The organism is Vibrio sp. R10-SG3-ISO10 (assembly GCF_059834185.1).
This window is the reverse complement of sequence record NZ_JCBDHG010000020.1, coordinates 559,762-577,992: the sequence shown is the minus strand read 5'-3', so window position 1 is coordinate 577,992 and position 18,231 is coordinate 559,762. Positions and strand designations below refer to the sequence as shown.

The 18,231-nt window shown below is 43.1% G+C and carries 27 protein-coding genes and 1 pseudogene; 3 read left to right on the top strand and 25 right to left on the bottom strand.

The annotated features are described in order from the left end of the window. Positions 1-2: 2 nt before the first annotated feature. Complete coding sequence (locus AC6R16_RS12705) at positions 3-1,016, top strand: DUF2817 domain-containing protein (protein WP_500674584.1); 1,014 nt, start codon at positions 3-5, stop codon at positions 1,014-1,016. Beyond that, positions 1,004-1,765 carry an alpha/beta fold hydrolase gene (locus tag AC6R16_RS12700; protein WP_500674583.1) on the top strand — a complete coding sequence of 254 codons (762 nt, stop codon included), beginning with the start codon at positions 1,004-1,006 and terminating at the stop codon, positions 1,763-1,765. Before AC6R16_RS12705 ends, AC6R16_RS12700 begins: the two co-directional genes overlap by 13 nt. Here the strand turns inward: AC6R16_RS12700 and AC6R16_RS12695 are convergent. Continuing rightward, on the bottom strand, positions 1,756-2,397 hold the full coding sequence (locus AC6R16_RS12695; protein ID WP_500674582.1) for a LysE family translocator: 642 nt from the start codon (positions 2,395-2,397) through the stop codon (positions 1,756-1,758). The two genes, AC6R16_RS12700 and AC6R16_RS12695, sit on opposite strands and share 10 nt — an antisense overlap. A gap of 155 nt (positions 2,398-2,552) precedes the next feature. On the opposite strand from AC6R16_RS12695, the gene AC6R16_RS12690 reads away from it, so the two are divergent. Beyond that, positions 2,553-4,034, top strand: a complete 1,482-nt coding sequence (locus AC6R16_RS12690; RefSeq protein ID WP_500674581.1) for a carboxypeptidase M32 — start codon at positions 2,553-2,555, stop codon at positions 4,032-4,034. Between the two features lie 49 nt (positions 4,035-4,083). Here the strand turns inward: AC6R16_RS12690 and AC6R16_RS12685 are convergent, their stop codons facing one another. From AC6R16_RS12685 to AC6R16_RS12570, 24 genes and pseudogenes are all read right to left on the bottom strand, one after another. Further along, a complete protein-coding gene (locus AC6R16_RS12685) occupies positions 4,084-4,413 on the bottom strand; it encodes a type II toxin-antitoxin system RelE/ParE family toxin (protein WP_500674580.1) in 330 nt (109 codons plus the stop codon). A gap of 3 nt (positions 4,414-4,416) precedes the next feature. Then, positions 4,417-4,692 (bottom strand): hypothetical protein, encoded by a 276-nt coding sequence (locus AC6R16_RS12680; RefSeq protein WP_500674579.1) that lies wholly within the window; start codon positions 4,690-4,692, stop codon positions 4,417-4,419. 199 nt (positions 4,693-4,891) lie between these two features. After that, a complete protein-coding gene (locus tag AC6R16_RS12675) occupies positions 4,892-5,398 on the bottom strand; it encodes a DUF3087 domain-containing protein (RefSeq protein WP_500674662.1) in 507 nt (168 codons plus the stop codon). 200 nt (positions 5,399-5,598) lie between these two features. Continuing rightward, the gene (locus tag AC6R16_RS12670; RefSeq protein WP_500674578.1) at positions 5,599-6,369 is read right to left on the bottom strand and encodes a substrate-binding periplasmic protein; all 771 of its coding nucleotides are present in this window, start codon (positions 6,367-6,369) and stop codon (positions 5,599-5,601) included. A gap of 78 nt (positions 6,370-6,447) precedes the next feature. Beyond that, complete coding sequence (locus AC6R16_RS12665; protein WP_425666727.1) at positions 6,448-6,816, bottom strand: MmcQ/YjbR family DNA-binding protein; 369 nt, start codon at positions 6,814-6,816, stop codon at positions 6,448-6,450. Positions 6,817-6,876: 60 nt separating this feature from the next. Next, the gene (locus AC6R16_RS12660; protein WP_500674577.1) at positions 6,877-7,302 is read right to left on the bottom strand and encodes a GNAT family N-acetyltransferase; all 426 of its coding nucleotides are present in this window, start codon (positions 7,300-7,302) and stop codon (positions 6,877-6,879) included. A gap of 32 nt (positions 7,303-7,334) precedes the next feature. Continuing rightward, entirely contained in the window at positions 7,335-7,631 is a 297-nt protein-coding gene (locus AC6R16_RS12655; RefSeq protein ID WP_500674576.1) for a Dabb family protein, read from the bottom strand. A gap of 91 nt (positions 7,632-7,722) precedes the next feature. After that, positions 7,723-8,175, bottom strand: coding sequence for a GyrI-like domain-containing protein (locus tag AC6R16_RS12650; RefSeq protein WP_500674575.1), 453 nt, complete (start codon positions 8,173-8,175; stop codon positions 7,723-7,725). 14 nt (positions 8,176-8,189) lie between these two features. Next, positions 8,190-8,600, bottom strand: a complete 411-nt coding sequence (locus AC6R16_RS12645; RefSeq protein ID WP_500674574.1) for a GFA family protein — start codon at positions 8,598-8,600, stop codon at positions 8,190-8,192. Between the two features lie 127 nt (positions 8,601-8,727). Beyond that, positions 8,728-9,207 (bottom strand): ASCH domain-containing protein, encoded by a 480-nt coding sequence (locus AC6R16_RS12640; protein WP_500674573.1) that lies wholly within the window; start codon positions 9,205-9,207, stop codon positions 8,728-8,730. A gap of 41 nt (positions 9,208-9,248) precedes the next feature. Continuing rightward, entirely contained in the window at positions 9,249-9,581 is a 333-nt protein-coding gene (locus AC6R16_RS12635; RefSeq protein ID WP_069666136.1) for a zinc ribbon domain-containing protein YjdM, read from the bottom strand. A gap of 97 nt (positions 9,582-9,678) precedes the next feature. Further along, entirely contained in the window at positions 9,679-10,212 is a 534-nt protein-coding gene (locus AC6R16_RS12630) for a P-loop NTPase family protein (protein ID WP_500674572.1), read from the bottom strand. A 209-nt stretch (positions 10,213-10,421) separates the two neighbouring features. Then, positions 10,422-10,907: a GNAT family N-acetyltransferase gene (locus tag AC6R16_RS12625; protein WP_500674571.1), complete on the bottom strand. Its 486-nt coding sequence runs from the start codon at positions 10,905-10,907 to the stop codon at positions 10,422-10,424. Positions 10,908-10,994: 87 nt separating this feature from the next. After that, the gene (locus tag AC6R16_RS12620; protein ID WP_500674570.1) at positions 10,995-11,444 is read right to left on the bottom strand and encodes a GNAT family N-acetyltransferase; all 450 of its coding nucleotides are present in this window, start codon (positions 11,442-11,444) and stop codon (positions 10,995-10,997) included. 35 nt (positions 11,445-11,479) lie between these two features. Beyond that, a complete protein-coding gene (locus AC6R16_RS12615) occupies positions 11,480-12,076 on the bottom strand; it encodes a methyltransferase domain-containing protein (protein ID WP_500674569.1) in 597 nt (198 codons plus the stop codon). 30 nt (positions 12,077-12,106) lie between these two features. Then, a complete protein-coding gene (locus AC6R16_RS12610; protein WP_500674568.1) occupies positions 12,107-12,928 on the bottom strand; it encodes a hypothetical protein in 822 nt (273 codons plus the stop codon). A gap of 38 nt (positions 12,929-12,966) precedes the next feature. After that, entirely contained in the window at positions 12,967-13,368 is a 402-nt protein-coding gene (locus AC6R16_RS12605) for a hypothetical protein (RefSeq protein ID WP_239826007.1), read from the bottom strand. Between the two features lies 1 nt (position 13,369). Then, positions 13,370-14,125: a hypothetical protein gene (locus AC6R16_RS12600; RefSeq protein ID WP_500674567.1), complete on the bottom strand. Its 756-nt coding sequence runs from the start codon at positions 14,123-14,125 to the stop codon at positions 13,370-13,372. 278 nt (positions 14,126-14,403) lie between these two features. Next, positions 14,404-14,757, bottom strand: coding sequence for a tRNA-binding protein (locus tag AC6R16_RS12595; protein WP_500674566.1), 354 nt, complete (start codon positions 14,755-14,757; stop codon positions 14,404-14,406). 45 nt (positions 14,758-14,802) lie between these two features. Further along, on the bottom strand, positions 14,803-15,219 hold the full coding sequence (locus AC6R16_RS12590) for a VOC family protein (protein WP_500674565.1): 417 nt from the start codon (positions 15,217-15,219) through the stop codon (positions 14,803-14,805). A 183-nt stretch (positions 15,220-15,402) separates the two neighbouring features. Then, a pseudogene (locus tag AC6R16_RS12585) lies at positions 15,403-15,609 on the bottom strand (GFA family protein); the annotation flags it as partial. Positions 15,610-15,870: 261 nt separating this feature from the next. Continuing rightward, a complete protein-coding gene (locus AC6R16_RS12580; RefSeq protein WP_500674564.1) occupies positions 15,871-16,488 on the bottom strand; it encodes an HAD family hydrolase in 618 nt (205 codons plus the stop codon). Between the two features lie 168 nt (positions 16,489-16,656). Next, entirely contained in the window at positions 16,657-17,304 is a 648-nt protein-coding gene (locus AC6R16_RS12575; RefSeq protein WP_500674563.1) for an isochorismatase family protein, read from the bottom strand. A gap of 18 nt (positions 17,305-17,322) precedes the next feature. Next, positions 17,323-18,036 (bottom strand): NUDIX hydrolase, encoded by a 714-nt coding sequence (locus AC6R16_RS12570; protein ID WP_500674562.1) that lies wholly within the window; start codon positions 18,034-18,036, stop codon positions 17,323-17,325. Positions 18,037-18,231 lie beyond the last annotated feature (195 nt).

Genomic DNA, 18,231 nt, shown 5'->3' with positions numbered 1-18,231 from the left:
TAATGATTGGACATATCCCCCGCGACATTCAGCATATTGAACAACTCGCCGAGCAGTTTCCTCAGCACGTTCATTTAAACCTCCTCGATAAAATCCCGCATCAAGGGAAATCACTGCCAATATACGCTCTGGAGGTAGGCGTCAATATTCGACAAGCCCCATGCCTTTTCTTTATTGGCGCAGTTCATGGTGTCGAACGGATTGGTAGCCAGATCATTCTGGCGTTTGTTAAGAGTTTACTTCGGAGACTAGAGTGGGATAGGCAGTTAAAAGAGTCGCTGGAACGAGTTCGAATTGTCTCAATACCAGTCGTTAATCCGTGGGGTGTCGCTCTTAAGAAACGAGCCAACCACAATGGTGTCGATTTGATGAGAAACGCCCCAATCAAAAGCTCAAACCCTATTCATCAACTCTATGCTGGGCAAGATTTTAGTTCTGCACTGCCGTGGTATCGCGGTAACCCCGAACAGATGGAACGAGAGCTGCAAGCTTTGTCACAGTACATTCTCTGTAGTACAGAGCACTCCCGCTCTTCGATTTTGCTCGATCTTCATAGTGGCTTTGGCACGCGTGATAGGCTTTGGTTTCCTTATGCCCACAGTAAACAACCGCCAAGTAATTTATCCCAATACTACTTGCTGTATAGGCAGTTTAGAAAGAGCTACCCTCACTACGAGCTTTATCAGTTTGAACCGCAATGGCACCAGTACACGACTCATGGTGATTTTTGGGACTGGATGCTATTACAGCATCAAACGAAATCAGAGAACGACTTTTTACCGCTCACTCTCGAGCTTGGCTCTTGGCTATGGGTGAAAAAGAACCCAATACAAATGCTCAGATTCAGCCAAATGTTTCACCCGACTAAACCCCATAGGATCAAACGGGTACAGCGGCGACACAGTACTCTGCTAAGCTATTTAATTCAGGTGCTCGACAACGATCTACTCGCCAATATGTCGATAAGCGATGAAGAAAAGTATAGAGAAAAGGCCAACAAACTATGGTACCGATAGTCTTAGTCAGAGGGTTATTAAGAGAAAGCGGTCATTGGCAGGATTTAGTCAATGCCATTCAGCAAGCTTCTCCAGAGATCGCGGTCATCACGCCCAATGTCCCCGGCAACGGTGCGCTTTACAATAAGACTAGCCCAAGCAGTATCGAGCAAATGCTTGCACCTGTGCTGACACAACTCCCTAAGAGCTGCCAACGTTATCACTTAGTCGCGATTTCAATGGGCTCTATGCTCGCCAGTCATTGGGCACATGTACTACCGGGCCAGGTAGCAAGCTTAACCCTGATTAATCCGAGCTTTTCTCGTTACAGCCCTTTTTGGCAACGAATAAACCTTCAGGCCCTACTCAGCATTGGTGCATCAAGTTTAAAAGGGAGTGAAGCATTCCAACAGTCTATCATCGAATGGACAAGCCCAATCAGCCTTCATCATCCTGAAGTGATCGAACATCACCTTAATCTTGCGCGAAATCACCCTGTCACTGCTATCAATGCGATTCGACAACTGTATGCTGCAGCAAAATTTAAAGGGCAAAGCGCTCCACCAGCAATTCCAACTCAAATCATTGTTAGCGAACGAGACAAACTAGTAGATAGTCGATGTGGCGAAGCTATCGCGAAGACTTGGAAGGTAGAAATAAAACGTTTTGATTGTGATGCGCACGACTTGCCGTTAGCCAAACCGCACGCACTGTGTGATCATCTTTTACACTGGTTTGCCAATATCGAACTAAGCACAGACTATACCTGAGGCTTTTCAACCAGAAGCTTGATACCAAGGAAGACTAAAACCGCCCCTGTCGAACCTTCCATCCAGCGGGTAAATCGTGGACTTTGAAGTAAGTTTTTCGCTTTCGTAAGCACGCCCGCTAAACCACACTGCCAAACCATGGCGATAACAAAATGGATCGCAGCCATTAAGCAAGATTGCAAAAATGCTGAACCTTCAGGGTTGATAAACTGAGGCAAAAACGCGAGGTAGAAAACCGCTGTTTTAGGGTTTAGCACGTTAGATAGAAACCCTTCACGTAGTGACCGCTTTGCATCAAGAGGCGTTGAACCCACCACGACGTTTGCATTTAAACCTGAACTCGTTCCATTTAAGAGGCCTTTCAAAGTCATCACACCTAGCCAGATTAAGTAGGCTGCGCCAACCATCTTCACCGCGTTAAACAGTTCAGCAGATTGCGCCAAAATCGCAGAAATACCCACCGCCGAAAACGTGGCATGGACGAACAAACCAAGACATATCCCTAAGCTTGTTAAAAAACCATCACTAAAGCCGCCACGCGAGGAGTTACGAATTACCAAGGCAGTGTCTAAACCGGGAGTCAGTGTAAGAATAGTAATAGCGATTAAAAAGGATTCGATATTGATAATCATGGGTCGTCCTGACTGATTAGGGGCTGTTTACAATTTCACCCCATGTTATAGGAAGGTATAACCGAGGTTCAACTCTTGATTAAATTCACTTGGTCTCATAATCATTGATTGATAAGCTTTCGCCTTTACAAATCAATAGTCACGGAAGGCGACCCATGAGCGCATTCGAAAAACTCAAACAACATTCTAAAAAGATCTCACACTTCAATCACCTTGCTGCTATCTGTGGTTGGGACCAAGCAGCTGTTATGCCATCAGGCGGAAATCAAGCTCGCTCGGAAGCGATGGCGGAACTGTCGGTGCACATTCACGGCTTACATACTCAGCCACAACTAGAAGACTGGTTTGCAGAAGCCGAATCTGAACAGTTAAACACTCAAGATCAAGCCACATTGCGCGAGTTAAAGCGTCAATGGCAACAGGCGAACGTGTTACCAGAGTCATTAGTGCAGGCCAAATCTTTAGCCGGCTCTAGATGTGAGCACGCGTGGCGTACCCAGCGCGGAGACAATGACTGGCAAGGTTTTGAAAAAAACTGGGCAGAGGTGGTAAAGCTCTCACAAGAAGAAGCGCAAATTCGCGCTGAAGTAAATGGTCTTTCTCCTTACGATGCCATGCTTGATATTTATGAGCCAGGAACTAACTCCGAATCTCTTGACCGTCTGTTTAGCGATGTAAAAACCTGGTTGCCTGAGCTGATCAACCAAGTGATTGAGAAGCAAGCCTCTGAACATTATGTTCAAGCACAAGGCACTTTCGATACCAGTAAACAGAAAGCACTCGGTCTTGAAGTAATGAAGCTACTTCAATTTGACTTCAACCATGGACGCTTAGATGAAAGTGTTCACCCATTTTGTGGCGGTGTACCAACGGACGTTCGTATTACCACTCGCTACGATGAAAGCGAGTTTGTTCAGTCCTTGATGGGCATTGTTCACGAAACGGGGCATGCACGCTACGAGCAAGGACTGCCAAAAACACTGTCTGGCTTGCCATCTGGTGAAGCGCGTTCAATGGGTATCCACGAATCTCAGTCTCTATTTTTTGAGATGCAAGTAGGCCGAAGTGACGCATTTATCGAACACCTTGCTCGTCTAGCTGGTCAGCATTTCGATGGTCACAGCACAGAGTTGTTCTCGCAATCGAACTTCCAAAAACTCTACACACGAGTTAAAAAAGACTTTATCCGCGTCGACGCTGACGAGCTCACCTACCCTGCTCACGTCATTTTGCGCTATGAAATCGAGCGTGACCTAATCAATGGCAAGATAAAACATACAGACGTTCCAGAGCTATGGAATCAAAAAATGCAACAGTACTTAGGGCTTTCAACAGAAGGCAACTATAAGAATGGTTGTATGCAAGACATCCACTGGACAGACGGTGCATTCGGTTACTTCCCGTCATACACATTAGGTGCCATGTACGCGGCTCAGTTTATGTCGGCCATGAAACAAACGGTTGATGTAGACGGCGCAATTCGAAGCGGCGACCTATCACCTATTTTCGCTTGGCTAGAAGATAAGATCTGGAGTAAAGGAAGCTTATTAACCACGGATGAACTGGTGAAGCAAGCGACTGGTGAAACACTCAATGCGAAGTTCTTCCAAGATCATTTGAAGAGCCGCTATTTATAAGCTTAATGCGGGAACAGTCACTCAGGCTGTTCCCGCGTTCCAACTTTGTTCAATTAAAGCCTTTGATTATCTGGTGCCGATATAGAGCGCTAATTAAATCTTGTTTAGTATGCAAAACGAGCATCACATAAGCTTTATTGTCAATGATTTCATATAGACAACGATAAGAACTATCTAATCTTTCCCGAAACTTGACTCCAACATCCAACAATGTCGGATTATATCTGTAACGTTCAGGGTCATCAGAGATAGCATCATAATTTCGGATTACTAAGCCTTCAGTAAATGCCACCACTTGCTCTTCTGAATGGTTTTCAACTGCAAGCGATTCAATTTCTAACAAACAGTTAACGGCCATTTCCGTGAAGATGACTTCCAAAAGTTAGCTCCTAGCAGCACGAAGACGTTCCAATACTTCTTCTTTTGAGTGAACTCGACCAGCCACTACATCATCTTTGGCCATCATAGCCAACTTTAACAGCGCATTTGCCTGTCGTTCAGCATGGATGACTTGTTCTTCTTGTTCCCTTTCTTCTGCAGTTTGAATATACAGCTCCGCCGTACCATTTTTTGTTACTACACAGCCGCCTTTGAAGGCATCAGGATTACCAAGGCTATCTTTTGCAGCGCGTTGTGACATCGTATGAGTCTTGTTCATAGTGACCTCGCTAAAAAAGTTACACAAAAATTTTATGCCAATATTATTTTGAGGTCAAATATGGTCTCAATTTATCCCCAATACTGCATATACCACTACTCACTATAAAGGTGTTTGACGTTGACGGTATGCACCGCAACGGCCTGACTGACGTGCTCTTTCAGGCAATCAAACCATTCTAGAATTACCCATCCATTTTTCAGAACGACTTCAAAAGTCCTGAATGATAATCTGAAATATCCAAGGTAACACCATACTCTTGAACCCATTGATCGAGTTTCGCTTGAGCTGCGTTTAAACTGTTCATAGTGATGGTATTGTCATCGAGTTGCCAAAGCTGACGAGAGCCGTCGTAGCTAAATTGAAGTGCCAGCATCGCATCAACATTTCCATCTTGTGCCGCGGTTTGCAGTGCTCGATTCTTACGGTGGATTAGGTTTAAGGCCTGTTTAAGATCCCACACATACGCCACTTCACGCATTTTAGGGTGCGTTTTTAACTTTACTAACGTCACCACTACTCCAATTGCACTGACGATGACACCAAGTAAGTTCCAGTGAAAATGAGAACCTTGCTCTGCTGGGAATAGGTAAATCAACGTTTGAGAAATTGCCAAACTAAATGCAGACAAAGCCGCAATACAGGCGACAATCACGATATTCAAACGAGAACGGTATAGCTGCTTGTCGATATTTTGTAACTGCATCAATAATCCATTTTTTGAGCCGACTAAAGCCATATCAATAGCCTTAAATGAGTAGATGATTATACACATCACACTCGATGATTAATAAGGACGCTCTCTGATTATTGGTAAGGAGACGTATCTGTATATCGAACCACACAGACTTTCCTTTCTAAACGGCACCAACTTATAACCCACAACACTGTTGTCGGGGATCTATATTAACGTTGTTGAATCGACGATTTGTAGGGTTCAAAGCTAATACCATATTTTTCATATAGCTCAGCTATAGTGCCATTCTTCACTAGTCTTTCCATTTCCATGTCAAATATTGTAGCTAAAGCGCTTGAGTTCTCTGAATCAGAAAAAACCACGAAGAGTTTCTCTCCTTTTTTAGTCACGACGGTCATAAACTGTGACGCGCTTGTCGATGGCGCGAGCATGGATAAAGCCGAGCCATAATCTACCAACGCATCTACTCTTCCTTTTTCCAGTAGCTTTAATCCCTGCGCCACATTGTCTACTTCCACCTTTATCAAGCGCACACCTTTTAAAAATCCTTGGTCAAAGTCGTAACCTCTGACCCACGCGACCTTCTTTTCATCTAGCGAGCCATATCGACGATTTTCCCAATCGAGTGCGCCTGACCGAAATCGCACTACCACATCCTCTTCAATGCTAATGTGCCACCTTGGATAAAGAAAACCCAGATTCTCTTGCGGATAATAATAATCCCCAACGTAAGCATCGGCAGCTTTCTTCTCGACTAACTGCTTTGCTCGCTTCCAAGGCTTAGTACTAAGCTCGACTTGAATACCTGCGGAACTAAACACCGCGGTCACAATCTCCCAATATAAACCCGTGCCATCGCTATTAGTGTAACCTTGCCACTCTTCACTCACTACTTTGATAGTCTGAATTCTATCCGAGCTAGAAACTCCACTGCACATGAAAATAGATGTAAGCACTAATATGGAAGTTAACTTCGACATCGTCCTCTCCTTACTACTAGTAAAGAGCATAGTTGAGGACAACAGGTGATGCGATACCCGTCAACTGATACTATAGCTTTACGATTCTAATGAAATTCCAAGCTCTGTACGTTTTCGTTTACTTAAATTTAAAGCTGCCAAGCGATACGATTCTGATAAGTAGTATTTCAAGTCGTCGTCTAGCTCGCCGGACGTTTGGGTTTGTTGAATCCATTTCATGCCTCGCGAGGCAAAATAAGGTGCAGGTCTATACCCTTCGCAATCACTCAGAAACTGGAAATTTAAGTCTGATGTTTTAAAAGTGAATGCGGCTTCACCATCATCACTCCAGCCACCGATGGCAAAGACTTTTCCACCGACTTTCCAAACGTGAGAATTACCCCATTGAATAACGTGGCTTGTCGCGGCGAACTCTCCGCAGAACTGATTAAACTCTTCGTAAGTCACTTTATTCTCCAATTGCCCATGCATACGAATGACACGAAAATAGCTCGGCTAGTGACAACACTATAACCTACATACCATTTCCATCAGTCCATTGTTTTCTGAAGACTTGGAAAAGCCATGTGCGTGGTAGAGTTGTACTGCAGGGTTTTCAATAAACACCTTCAAGATGATTTTTGAGCAGGCTCGATCCCTTGCATGCTGTTTTATCAAGCTTATAGATTTAGAGCCATAGCCTCGGCCTTGAAACTGCGGCTCTAACTGGAAATCTCTTAGATACGTTGTTTCACCTTCGTCATAACTAAAGCGAACCAAACCAACTCGCTTTTCATCTACACAAATTTCAAAGTTATCTAGCTCTTGCCAACTTTCGAGAAAGCGCTGATGATCCCACACTATTCCCCTGCTCTGATAATAGGCTGACATATTTTCTAGAGTCAAAGACTCGGCGTAATGAGAGTCCGAAGCCGGACTGAATACTAACTGCATCCAAGAAAACTCCTCTGATCAATCACTAAGCTCTACACTTGATAGTCGAATACGATGATGTCTTCCAACAGAGGGCGGAACACATCTTTCAGCGCATCATGTTCTGGGTGAGGTAAATAGTTTTGTCGCCCAGCCTCATCCACAAACGTCATCAAGACTGAATGCGTGAATCCTTGATTTTTGCCTTCAGGGCTATCGTTCAGTCCCCACTCCACCTCTAACACACCTTCAATTTTGTTAGGCATTTGCTCAAAAAGGGCTCTGAGCTTTTCTATTTCAGTTGACTGAGCATCTTGCTTAAACTTGATCAGTAATATATGCCGAATCATGCGCGTCTCTACTTTTGTCTTTAGTAACGATAACTTAACATCGTTTGGCTGGCTTCGACCAGTAGAAAGCGCATGAAGAAAGGAGCTAAGTCTATGACTCGACGGCGATGTAAATCTCTACCTCTTGAGCACCTTTGTAAAACTCAAAGTCCGTCGTATAAGAGCGCTTATGCTGGCAGTCTTCAGCAGCAAAGTAGTGCCACACTTCCTGCCATAGACTAATTACCGCATCGGGAAACTCCCCTTGGGCGGAAAACACTAGGTATTGACCAGTTTCTATATTCGTTTGCACAAGGGCTTCTTGGGCTTCACCACTTAAAAAGTCGGAACAGGCAATCACATCATACTTGCCGTTATAATCTGACTCATAGTTGGTATACACACCATATATCCGATTTTCTGAGCTCAGCTTCGGAAATATTTCTTTGTAAAAGAACTCCCACAACTGACCAATTTTAGCCGTTTCAGGTTGGCATTCGTCTGCATTCGTCGTTGTTACTGAAAGGCCTGTTAACTTAATTTTTTTGAAAGTCTGTAGTTCCATTCGTCATCTCATTGTTAGCTAAAGTGTTCTAAAACTTGTTGTTTGGACATCGCTTTCGATTGGTTTGAAAAGCAATAATATTTAGGTTTTTGGTCAATAAAGTACTGAACATCCATTTCCATTTTCTTGTGGCTAGGTAGTAGCCCCACTGGAATGTTGTAGCTGTTATCCGCTATAAAGCGGCTAAATAGATGTGTACCACACTCAGTACAGAAAGCCCGAGTAGCCCAAGGAGAAGAACGATACTCTTTAACAAACGCTCTCCCTTCAAAAATGACACTGGTCCCGCAGAAAGTCATGAGTTGAGGCCCACCTCCCCATACCTGACAGGAACTGCAGTGGCACACTGTGAATTTCTGGGGGATCGACTCAATATGCACTGTTACTTTTCCACACAGGCAGTTCGTCTTGTTATGTGCAGACATCGCTTTACATCCAATCCTTGTTTAAAAATCGATGTGCAAACAGTAGCAAATCCTACTGACAACTTTTGTCAGTAGGATGGCATAGAACATATTAGAGGGGAGAATTGGCTTGTTGGTTGGGTAACGCTTAAGGAGTAAGCGGTTCGCGATAGACCACTTTAAAACGCTCAAGAACCAATAGCATCTCTTCACTCGGCGCTATGTTTAGCTCTTCACACTCCAAAGAGAAAAACTTCCAATGAGCCTCACGCCACCAGCGAAGAGATTTGTCGCCCTCGCCTTCAGATGCAGCAAACTCCGCAGTCACTTGGTTGTATCGGCAGGTAGAAACAGACGTAATTTCAATGATGCACACAGGCTCACCTTGCCAATTGGTTACCACTTGCAGGTGACCGACTTGTGGCATTAGCTCGCCTTCATGGCTGTACCAATACTCCATGCTACATGAAGCGGTTTTCTCGCCACGTAAGATCAAATCTGCACATAGGTTGGCATTGTGTTCATCAGCGCAGAAATAATCGGCACTAAATGAGGTGTATTGCTGAGCGACGCTAGGGGGTAACGTCGCAAGAAATTGATCGAGATATTTTTGGCTTGATACTTCCATGACAGCCTCTATGGTTCGGTAGCTAATGTAAAGACGTGTTGCTAAGCTTTCTTAACAAACTTGGCCGTAACCATCATTTCTCCCGCCCCATCAACTTTACAATCAAGTTCATGGTCTTTGCCTTCAACGATTCGTCTAATCACAGCTTTTGTGCCGATTTTAAGCACCAAAGAGCTACCTTTAACTTTTAGGTCTTTCGCTAGAGTCACTTTATCACCCTCTTCAAGGGCGGTACCGTTGGCATCTTTTGCGGTAAACACGCTTTCATCAGGCTCGTTTGGGTTCCACTCATGAGCACACTCTGGGCATACTAGGTTGATTTGATCTTGGTAAACATACTCAGATTGGCAGTTCGGGCAAGGAGGAAAAGACATAGTCATTGTTCTTAGTTAGTGAAATTAGAACATATGATAGTGTCTCTCCCACTCTGTTGCGAGTGATACGGCGAACTTTAGTGAAACAATCACCTACCTAACTCGCCTCTGTGGGCTCCGACTTGAGTTGGGAAATAAAAGAGTTCAACTCTGAGAGAGAACGAATGATGTGCACTGACTTATTCTCTTCAAAACTCTTTACGCGCTGTTCAAAGTCCGCATTCCAAAATTTAGGGCTTAGCCGCAAGAATTTATAGCTCTGCATGCTGCCCTTAACGATGGAGCTCCCTTCCGGCCAACCTTCTGGTTTTACCGCTAGCCCCTTAAGCATACGTTTAGTTACCAACCAGTAACTGACGTAATAAGGCAAGTCGATATAGATTAACGTATCGGCAGACTCAAGACGTTGGCTGAAAGAGTACAAAGGGCCCAAGCCATCAATGATCCAGCTGTCTGCACTGAGAATATCTCGATGCTTTTTATCAAACACTTCCCTTGTCTCGGCCGTTCCATCTTTTCTGAAGGCAATAGAGTCGAGCTGGTGCAATGGTAAGTTTTTAATCAGAGCTAGTTGCTTACTCAGTGATGACTTACCACTTCCCGGCTTTCCAAAAACAGCGATTTTCTTCATATTTCCTCCGTCGACCAAATTGGTAAAATCCCAGAGGCAGAAAAACAAAACCCACCTCTTTCGGGTGGGTTAAACGAAAATAAGCGCGCAAAAACACCACCATTCCTATGGAATGATGATAATTCGAGAATCTTGGCGCGTTAGAGTCATTTTCATATCAATATATTTGTATATAAATCAACCAGTGTCAATGGCAATAAATTTCAGGCCTATAGCTTTTGCTCACTGTTTTCTTTAGCGTACGTCATCAAGTACTGCTTTTCACAAAACCCATAGCTGCGATAGAAACCCATCGCGCTGTCATTGTTCGACCAAACATGCAAATCAACCGAAGACGCATCATGAGATTGCGCCCAATGAACAAAGCTATCGACTAACTCCCTAGCAATGCCCTTTCCTCTTGAAGCAGGGCACACTATCAACTCTTCTAGATAAGCATATAGTCTAGCCTGACTCCAACGACGCTCCGGAGATTTTGTGATAGAACCTAACAGCGCGCCAACTGCAACACCATCAATCTCTTTTACAACGAGATATTGATTGCTGTCTGCGAGTATCTGATTAAGCTCCTCAAGCGTTAATACATTTTCAGTTTCACGCACAATATCAGGCGCTAACTGCGCATTATGCTGGTTTTCGAGAATAAACAACCTAACCAAGTCTGAATGGTCAGATACTACCGCTTTACGAATCATAGTTTTCTCTTACATTCTTGTTTTTGCATACTCTCTCGTTAGGCGAACGTTGTCCATGTTGCTTCCCCTACTAGTCGCTAAGTTGTTTTATTTGGAGAGAGATTTACTTAAGCAGATTGCTCTTGAGACGCCAATATACTTTCCATAAGGGGTACATTCTTGATAACCGTTTCGCTGATAAAACCGAACTGCATTCAGGTTGACTCGACGAGTCGATAATATCGCTTCTTGGTAGCCTAAGCTGATGGCAAACTCTTCCAATAGATTGAGAATAAAAGTGCCAGCTTTAGGCTGCTTAGAATACATCCGCTTTAGTTCACATACGCCATCGCTAAAGTACCTAAATACACCGCAAGCAACTGGTTGCTCGTCTAAATAAACCACCATGCATCCGTCTAACTGAGAATTGAATTCATCAGGTGAAAAAGAACTTTCTCCTGAATCATCCGTAATTTGGCGCAATGATGAGTTCAACTCCTGTACCAAAGAGGCGAAATTTTGATCGCTTGTGGTCACTTCCTTGTAAGTAAAATTCATCCCTCAATCCTCGGATAATCTACTAGGTTAAACTTTTATGAGTGTTTCACTGCCACTACCGAAAACGTATGCCAATGTTTTTGTCTTCCCAATGCTGTTTCAGCTTTTTCATCGCGTTCAACAAATCGGATAATTTCAAAATTTGAAAACAAGGCTCTAACTTCTGACTCTGTGAGAGGTGTCGTCGGGCTACGGTAGTTATTTGCCCAAGAGTCCTTTGTCCCCATAAAGTCACCAGCAAACACGCCACCTTCCACTAGCGAAGACTCAATCTTTTCCCACGTAGCTGAGAAGCAACTTGGATCAGCAAAGAACAAACTATTGTTGGCAATCACAAGACCACATTGAGGGTAATCATAATCTTCAAATGAAGACTGTGAGATATCAGCCAGAGCATTTTGCCCAAACCTGTCTCGACAAATCGCTATCGCATCGGGGTTAACATCAAAGCCATGCACTTGGTAGCCTTGCCCGAGCAAATAATCAATATCACTCCCCGTACCACACCCGCAATCAATCGCAACGTTAGTAGACGACTTGTTGAGCTTAACAACAAACTCCGTTCGCTTAAGATGAGGTTTAGCTAATGCTTTTTCGTAGTATTGACGCCAAATATCGCTGTTTTCATCCATATGTTTTATTCCTTGTCGAACCTAGTCAACTTAGGTCTTTTCTCCATTCTCTATGGCTTCACGCAAAGAGGCAATAAATTCACGAACCCTTCGGTTGTTGTCTGCATGAAGTTCATTGCCGCAAGATTCACCTCGATAAAAGATCTCCGGATCTGAATAGATGGGTAAGAGTAACTTTTCGTAACTCATGATTGTTCCGGCGTTTGCACACTTATAAGCCCTTGCATAAGGTTTGACGAGGTGTTTATTTGCTGGCTTGAGGCTACGTTCAAGTTGTCCTTGTAACAATGAAAAGAACAGGGTTTCACTATGATTTGCGTGCATCAAATGCCCGAACTCATGTTCAAGGACATAAGGAGGCGCATCATCTGCTAACAATATGAAACCAGGGTTAAACTCCCAGCGCGTCATGCCATCGATGTTTTCTTCAAATATAGGATGACGGTAATCAAGAACAAAAACGAAGTAGCTTAGCGGATCATGCTCAATTGAATCTAACCGCTCTTTGCCAATCGCATTGCGACCTTGCAAATAGACTTCTTCTAAATACTCCGTATCTGAAAAACCAAAATCAACATATTGGTATGATGCCAGTAGACGCTCAAGTGGCAAACAAGAGTTCTTTAGTGTTTGGTTTGCAAACTCTATCTGCTTGACGGCACTACGCTTTCCGAAAAATTCTTTTAGTGGACTATCAACAAAATAATGCACTTTGGTCGATAAAATCGTCTCGTCATGACTACACCTTGCTAAATCCAAATTATCCAAGTCGAGAGGGGTTTGATCTGGTCTATTTAGATAGAAAAGAGCCGCAGTGACAATAAGAGATGAGATAACTAAGGCTTTTTTCATAGATCTACTTTAAATCCATAAAACTCTTGTTCATTGCTTTATCCGATAACCTTCTTAAGACATTCAACTTGTTTCTCTAATAATTGACCGTCGCCTGAAGAATAAGATTTAGCCACATTGATCCATTGGGTACCCGTCTCGTCGATATGCTTAAATTCCACTTGCAGTGCATAACGCGAACAGCGGCTTAGGGAAAATAGAAAACCAACAACACTCAAACTCACTGCGATACCAATTAACCATGAAGGAGCAGGACTGAACTGATTGACTACTAGCCAAGCTGATCCTGAAAATAACGCAAGCCAAAAGATCATTTGACCTAAATTATCCAATAACGACATGCGCTTAAATTTAGCATTGGTAATCTTTGCAAGTGGGTAGCTATCTTTTTTGAAATGAAAATTCTTGGTATCAATTTTGAAATCAGATTCTTTAAACATTTTAGATCTTGTCCTTATTATTGTTCTTCGACTTATGTAAGTACTTCTTTGCGAATTCTCTTAGTACCTTCGCGTTATTTTTTAGATCTTCGGAGCCACACGTTTCGTCATTGAAAGTAATGTCAGGGTTAGAATAAACAGGGATGATATCTCGCTCATACGACATGATTGTGCCGCGTCCAGAGCAAACAGCTCCAAATGCAAACTTTTCACTTTTGGGATACGAACTGATTAGGTACTCGTTAATATCAAAGTTAACCATCTGTTCTTTTAGCGTTTTTATATCGTGTGAAGCGCCGCTCAGATGACCAATTTCATGCTCCATAACATGATCATGACAATTCAACGCTATATTAAAAAACAGCGAAGAGCTCGATGAATAGCCGCACCATTTGGATTGGTAGCTGTCATTAAAGTTGGCAAACACAATACCTTTAAAAATAGGAACGCCGTCATTATTGTACTCTGGAAAGTCACGTTCTATAGATAACTTTAGAAACCGCTCAGACACATCAACGTCCTTAAACCAACTACTATCAATCGCTGGGACATATTCAATATGAGTCACTTTACGAGATATTGGTATACACGAATTCGATAGGGTCATATTAGAGAAAGCCATCCAAGCATTAATTTTGGCTTGCACAAACTCTTTAGAATATTCAGCTAGCACATCATCATTAATGTACAAATGCACTTCAGTTTCTAGCTGAGCACTGTGAGCACACTGCGGAAGTTGCAGACTGCTATCAGCCATGACACTCCCGTGCACGAAAGCGGAAGCTAACAGTAAGGTTGGTATTTTCATTTCATTGAACTACAGCTATTGGCGGCCTTTTAAGCCCAACAGCATCAAGAGATATAGCGAATGCTCGCCTTAACCATATGAAACAAAATACATTATCAGAACTTATAAAACAAGAACAACCAATTACCATAAGTTGGTAATTGATGGTTGAGCCAATTTGCACGAGGGGAAAACAAATAGGGTGAAGAGGCAGCCGCACTGCCTCTTAGTTGAAAATGTTATGCCGATTACCCAGCTCTTGCTCCATTTGGCATCGGGGCTTCAGGACAAGCCAAACACGGTTGAAGCTTATCTTCATAGCCAATATCAAACAGCATACCTTGGGAGACTTCACCCGCCATTTTTCTCTCAGGTAAGTTGACCACAAACAAAGCCTGCTTCCCTTCGATTTCTTTCGGGTTTTCACGTTCTTGCTTAATACCTGCCAATATAGATCTTGTATGGTCACCGAAATCGACGGTAAGTTTCATCAGTTTATCGGACTTTGCAACCTCACTGACTTCAACAATCGTCCCCACTCGGATATCAACTTTAGCAAAGTCTTCAAATGCGATAGTTTCTTTAATAGGTGCATGATTCATAAACGTTTCCTTAGACTACTTATCAACGCGTTAAAACTAATTACTTTATCTATTTGCCATAGGGTGGTCTGGGTGCAGCTGAAGCAAATCCCAAAGATTGCCGTACAAGTCTTCAAATACGGCAACGGTGCCATAGTCTTGCTCCTTGGGTTCTCGAACAAAGTGAATTCCAATCGATTTCATTCGCTCATAATCACGCCAGAAGTCATCGGTACTTAAAAACAGGAACACGCGCCCACCAGATTGATTACCAATAAAATCATGCTGCTCAGGTTTCGATGCTTTAGCGAGCAGTAGGGTCGCACCATGTGAATTCGGCGGAGCAACAACGACCCAACGCTTGTCTTGCTCTGGCTGGTAGGTGTCTTCAATCAGTTCAAACTGAAGTTTGTTAACGTAGAAGTCTATGGCATCGTCGTAGTCTTTGACGACTAAGGCGATGTGAACAATGTTTTGCTTCATTTTCAACCTAATGAATTGTCTTATTCTGGGTCGTTGTATTAACCATTTAAATGATTTAGTTAAGAATTCTCGTGCATTTTCTCTGACTATTTCACCGTGAGACATAACGAGAGTTTTTGGGTTCTTTTGCCACTCCATAAAAAACCAAGAATTCAAAAATTTTTGATTAAAAATCACTAACCATTAACTTGGAAAGCCATCAACTTTAATGGCTTGCAATCCTTCCCTATGCCAGTCAGCTTGTTCGTTACAAAAAATCTGCGCATCTAACTTTTTCTCAGGCTCTTGATCTAAACTTCCCGCTGGCACAATAAGGAACTTTCTGCTTTGGGTTAAGAACGGCAATGCAGAACCACAATGCGTACAAAATGTTTTAGAGAAAGAGCGAGTGGGATGATCATAACGTTTAACACTATCTTAACCGCTTAACCACTTGATATTATCGGGAGAAGTAAACAGATTCGAAGCATGAGCGGAACCTGTTAACTTTCAACATTGAAGGCAGTGGCAAAAGAAGAACATTTTAAATTCATCTTTAAGTTGAAACGTAACATTACCGCAGCAGCAACTTCCCTTTATTTCCCTACTCATAGAACACCTCCATATTTATCTTTGTACCTTTGCGCACTGATTATGCTACATTTTTCACCTTTAGAATTGCAAACCAAGTGCTTTCAACTCGCTTTCAGCCTGCTCAGCCGACAAAAACTGGATCGCGTGCATCCCAACGCTTTTAGCACCTTCGACGTTGTGCGGCATGTCGTCTAGAAAAACACAACGATCTGCGATGAGCTGATTGCTATTGAGTAAAGAGTGGTAGATCTCAGGTTGGGGTTTTAGCAAACCTAAGTCAGCGGATACGGTTGCGGCATCAAATAGCGGCCAAAAGTCGTATTCTGCTTTTAGAAAGTCGACAATTTCAACGACGTTGTCCGTCAAGGCATAGACACCATAGCCAGCGGCTTTAATCTTCTTAATTAGATCAACAGCCCCATAAAGCTCAATTAAAGATTGCTTAACGTAATAGAACAAACGATCACAATCTTGAGGTGTAAAATCTAACTCTAGTTGGTATCGATGTTTGGCTTCAATTTCAGTGAGAAAACCTCGATTGAGATCAAGCCAAATATCACTCATAAAGACTTTCTTGGCCAGCGCTTCGGGTTGTTCTACATTGCCAAATGTCAGCCTCACAATCTCCAGTGGCGCCCAACGTACAATCACATTACCGACATCGAAAACAACATTCTTAATTACTGTGTTCTGCATGAGCCCAACCAACCTTTATGTTTATATTGAAGCAAATATCATGAGCTGAGGTTAACTCAGTTTTTCTCGTAACAAATGGCGAAAACTCACAAAACCTGTCATACAAATACTCAGATGATACTTATCGCATCTTTGCGATCAAAAACGGAGCGATACTCGCTCCGTCGTTTATTCCAAACCTCTAGCATCTTTTATCAAGACCACACCTTTCTTGGCCAACGCATTGGCAACGTTATTCGCATTGTCAGGAAACACAGCTCTGGTTGAGGCAAGATTGAGTATTACCTTAAAACCCGCCTCTACAAGCTGCTCAATCGACTTTTTCACACAAAAATCCAAAGCGAGTCCGCCAACTATAACGGTTTCGATCTGCTTGGCACGTAAGAACTCGATTCCGCCAGTAGAAAGCGTATCAGCCTGATCGTGATAAAACGCCCCGTACGGATGGGCATCAGGGTCAATACCCTTATTGATTTGGAAATCATAGTCTCGAATTTCAGGTAAACCAGGCAACAGTTCCACACCAGACGTCCCCACTACGCAGTGTGGATTCCACTTAATATCTACCTCCGGAAGGCCAACGGGCTCAAGCATCTTTTCTGGCGTTTCGGCCTCCCACGCAGCACCGGGTGGATGCATGTCGCGAGAAACCAAACGCACTGAAGCTTTACTGTGATTGCACTTGAGTTCTTCAACAATCTCTAAAGCACCCTGTACAGGCAGCTCTTTAGGGCATAACTCGCTAAAGCCTTTCTGCGGATCAACATCAATCGAGGCCGTTGTGGTTTTATCAATCTTAATCGTCTGAAATTGCATTATTCTCTCCTTGCGTCATCATCGCAGGCAGGTTTGGAAATAGGTTACACACTTTTCACCAAGGCTATACACTTGAGCGGGTTTGCCACCTTTACCACGGTTTGTTGAAGCCATTTTATTCGCACTGATAATGACTCCGGTATCAATCAGACGGCGTTTAACCGTCATGCGATTCACCTCTACACCAAATTTTGCGTATGCGGCAATGATGTCTGAAACAAGAAACTCTCGGTCTAAAGCAAACAGCGCGACTGAGGTGTACTCAACCGCCGCTCGCAGCTTTTTCCACGCGAGCTTAATCAAATCGGCATGGTCAAAAGCCAATTCAATATCATCGTCCTGAATACTATTCAGTGGAAACCATCTCAGTTGCTCTTGGCACAAGCCACAGTTTTCGATTTGCTCTACATTCGCTTGGTTGAGCAACGCATAATGAGCAATGGTGACACTCCAACCTTCTGGGTCGCGCTTAGGATTCCCGTCAACCATCGGTTGACTGATGTAATTGGGGTAAGTATGTATTTTTTGGCGACAAATACGCTTACGAGCAGCATCAAAATCTTGGTCTGCTTGCTGCCCTCCCTGATTAGATAAATCCTGCTCAAAGACAAATCCACCAGGTATTGACCATAAGCCATGTTCCGGTCTGTCTGGGTTGTTTCTTTTGATCAGTAAGGTCTCTAACCCTTCATCACCTAACCTAAGGCATATCATGTCAATGGTGACAATCATCGTACGACCCCTAACTCCTTAATTGTTAGATACATTACCACCACAACGTATAATATCAACAGGAAAGTAACAATACGTGACTTACCTTGCCATACTCACTTCACCCCTTACTTCTATAAGCATATATCTATTCAACAAAAGTAGAATAGACAAATTCCAATCAAACCAACTATAGTTAATAACATAATTTGACAA

Bases quoted from the DNA above. Each gene is read 5' to 3' on its own strand.
- AC6R16_RS12645 (WP_500674574.1), bottom strand. From the start codon at position 8,600: ATGTCTGCACATAACAAGACGAACTGCCTGTGTGGAAAAGTAACAGTG.
- AC6R16_RS12590 (WP_500674565.1), bottom strand. From the start codon at position 15,219: ATGAAGCAAAACATTGTTCACATCGCCTTAGTCGTCAAAGACTACGAC.
- AC6R16_RS12635 (WP_069666136.1), bottom strand. From the start codon at position 9,581: ATGTCTTTTCCTCCTTGCCCGAACTGCCAATCTGAGTATGTTTACCAA.
- AC6R16_RS12570 (WP_500674562.1), bottom strand. From the start codon at position 18,036: ATGATTGTCACCATTGACATGATATGCCTTAGGTTAGGTGATGAAGGG.
- AC6R16_RS12625 (WP_500674571.1), bottom strand. From the start codon at position 10,907: ATGATTCGTAAAGCGGTAGTATCTGACCATTCAGACTTGGTTAGGTTG.
- AC6R16_RS12695 (WP_500674582.1), bottom strand. From the start codon at position 2,397: ATGATTATCAATATCGAATCCTTTTTAATCGCTATTACTATTCTTACA.
- AC6R16_RS12615 (WP_500674569.1), bottom strand. From the start codon at position 12,076: ATGGATGAAAACAGCGATATTTGGCGTCAATACTACGAAAAAGCATTA.
- AC6R16_RS12620 (WP_500674570.1), bottom strand. From the start codon at position 11,444: ATGAATTTTACTTACAAGGAAGTGACCACAAGCGATCAAAATTTCGCC.
- AC6R16_RS12670 (WP_500674578.1), bottom strand. From the start codon at position 6,369: ATGTCGAAGTTAACTTCCATATTAGTGCTTACATCTATTTTCATGTGC.
- AC6R16_RS12605 (WP_239826007.1), bottom strand. From the start codon at position 13,368: ATGTTTAAAGAATCTGATTTCAAAATTGATACCAAGAATTTTCATTTC.
- AC6R16_RS12690 (WP_500674581.1), top strand. From the start codon at position 2,553: ATGAGCGCATTCGAAAAACTCAAACAACATTCTAAAAAGATCTCACAC.
- AC6R16_RS12660 (WP_500674577.1), bottom strand. From the start codon at position 7,302: ATGCAGTTAGTATTCAGTCCGGCTTCGGACTCTCATTACGCCGAGTCT.
- AC6R16_RS12655 (WP_500674576.1), bottom strand. From the start codon at position 7,631: ATGATTCGGCATATATTACTGATCAAGTTTAAGCAAGATGCTCAGTCA.
- AC6R16_RS12675 (WP_500674662.1), bottom strand. From the start codon at position 5,398: ATGCAGTTACAAAATATCGACAAGCAGCTATACCGTTCTCGTTTGAAT.
- AC6R16_RS12580 (WP_500674564.1), bottom strand. From the start codon at position 16,488: ATGCAGAACACAGTAATTAAGAATGTTGTTTTCGATGTCGGTAATGTG.
- AC6R16_RS12700 (WP_500674583.1), top strand. From the start codon at position 1,004: ATGGTACCGATAGTCTTAGTCAGAGGGTTATTAAGAGAAAGCGGTCAT.
- AC6R16_RS12600 (WP_500674567.1), bottom strand. From the start codon at position 14,125: ATGGCTGATAGCAGTCTGCAACTTCCGCAGTGTGCTCACAGTGCTCAG.
- AC6R16_RS12575 (WP_500674563.1), bottom strand. From the start codon at position 17,304: ATGCAATTTCAGACGATTAAGATTGATAAAACCACAACGGCCTCGATT.
- AC6R16_RS12595 (WP_500674566.1), bottom strand. From the start codon at position 14,757: ATGAATCATGCACCTATTAAAGAAACTATCGCATTTGAAGACTTTGCT.
- AC6R16_RS12650 (WP_500674575.1), bottom strand. From the start codon at position 8,175: ATGGAACTACAGACTTTCAAAAAAATTAAGTTAACAGGCCTTTCAGTA.
- AC6R16_RS12610 (WP_500674568.1), bottom strand. From the start codon at position 12,928: ATGAAAAAAGCCTTAGTTATCTCATCTCTTATTGTCACTGCGGCTCTT.
- AC6R16_RS12705 (WP_500674584.1), top strand. From the start codon at position 3: ATGATTGGACATATCCCCCGCGACATTCAGCATATTGAACAACTCGCC.
- AC6R16_RS12640 (WP_500674573.1), bottom strand. From the start codon at position 9,207: ATGGAAGTATCAAGCCAAAAATATCTCGATCAATTTCTTGCGACGTTA.
- AC6R16_RS12630 (WP_500674572.1), bottom strand. From the start codon at position 10,212: ATGAAGAAAATCGCTGTTTTTGGAAAGCCGGGAAGTGGTAAGTCATCA.
- AC6R16_RS12680 (WP_500674579.1), bottom strand. From the start codon at position 4,692: ATGAACAAGACTCATACGATGTCACAACGCGCTGCAAAAGATAGCCTT.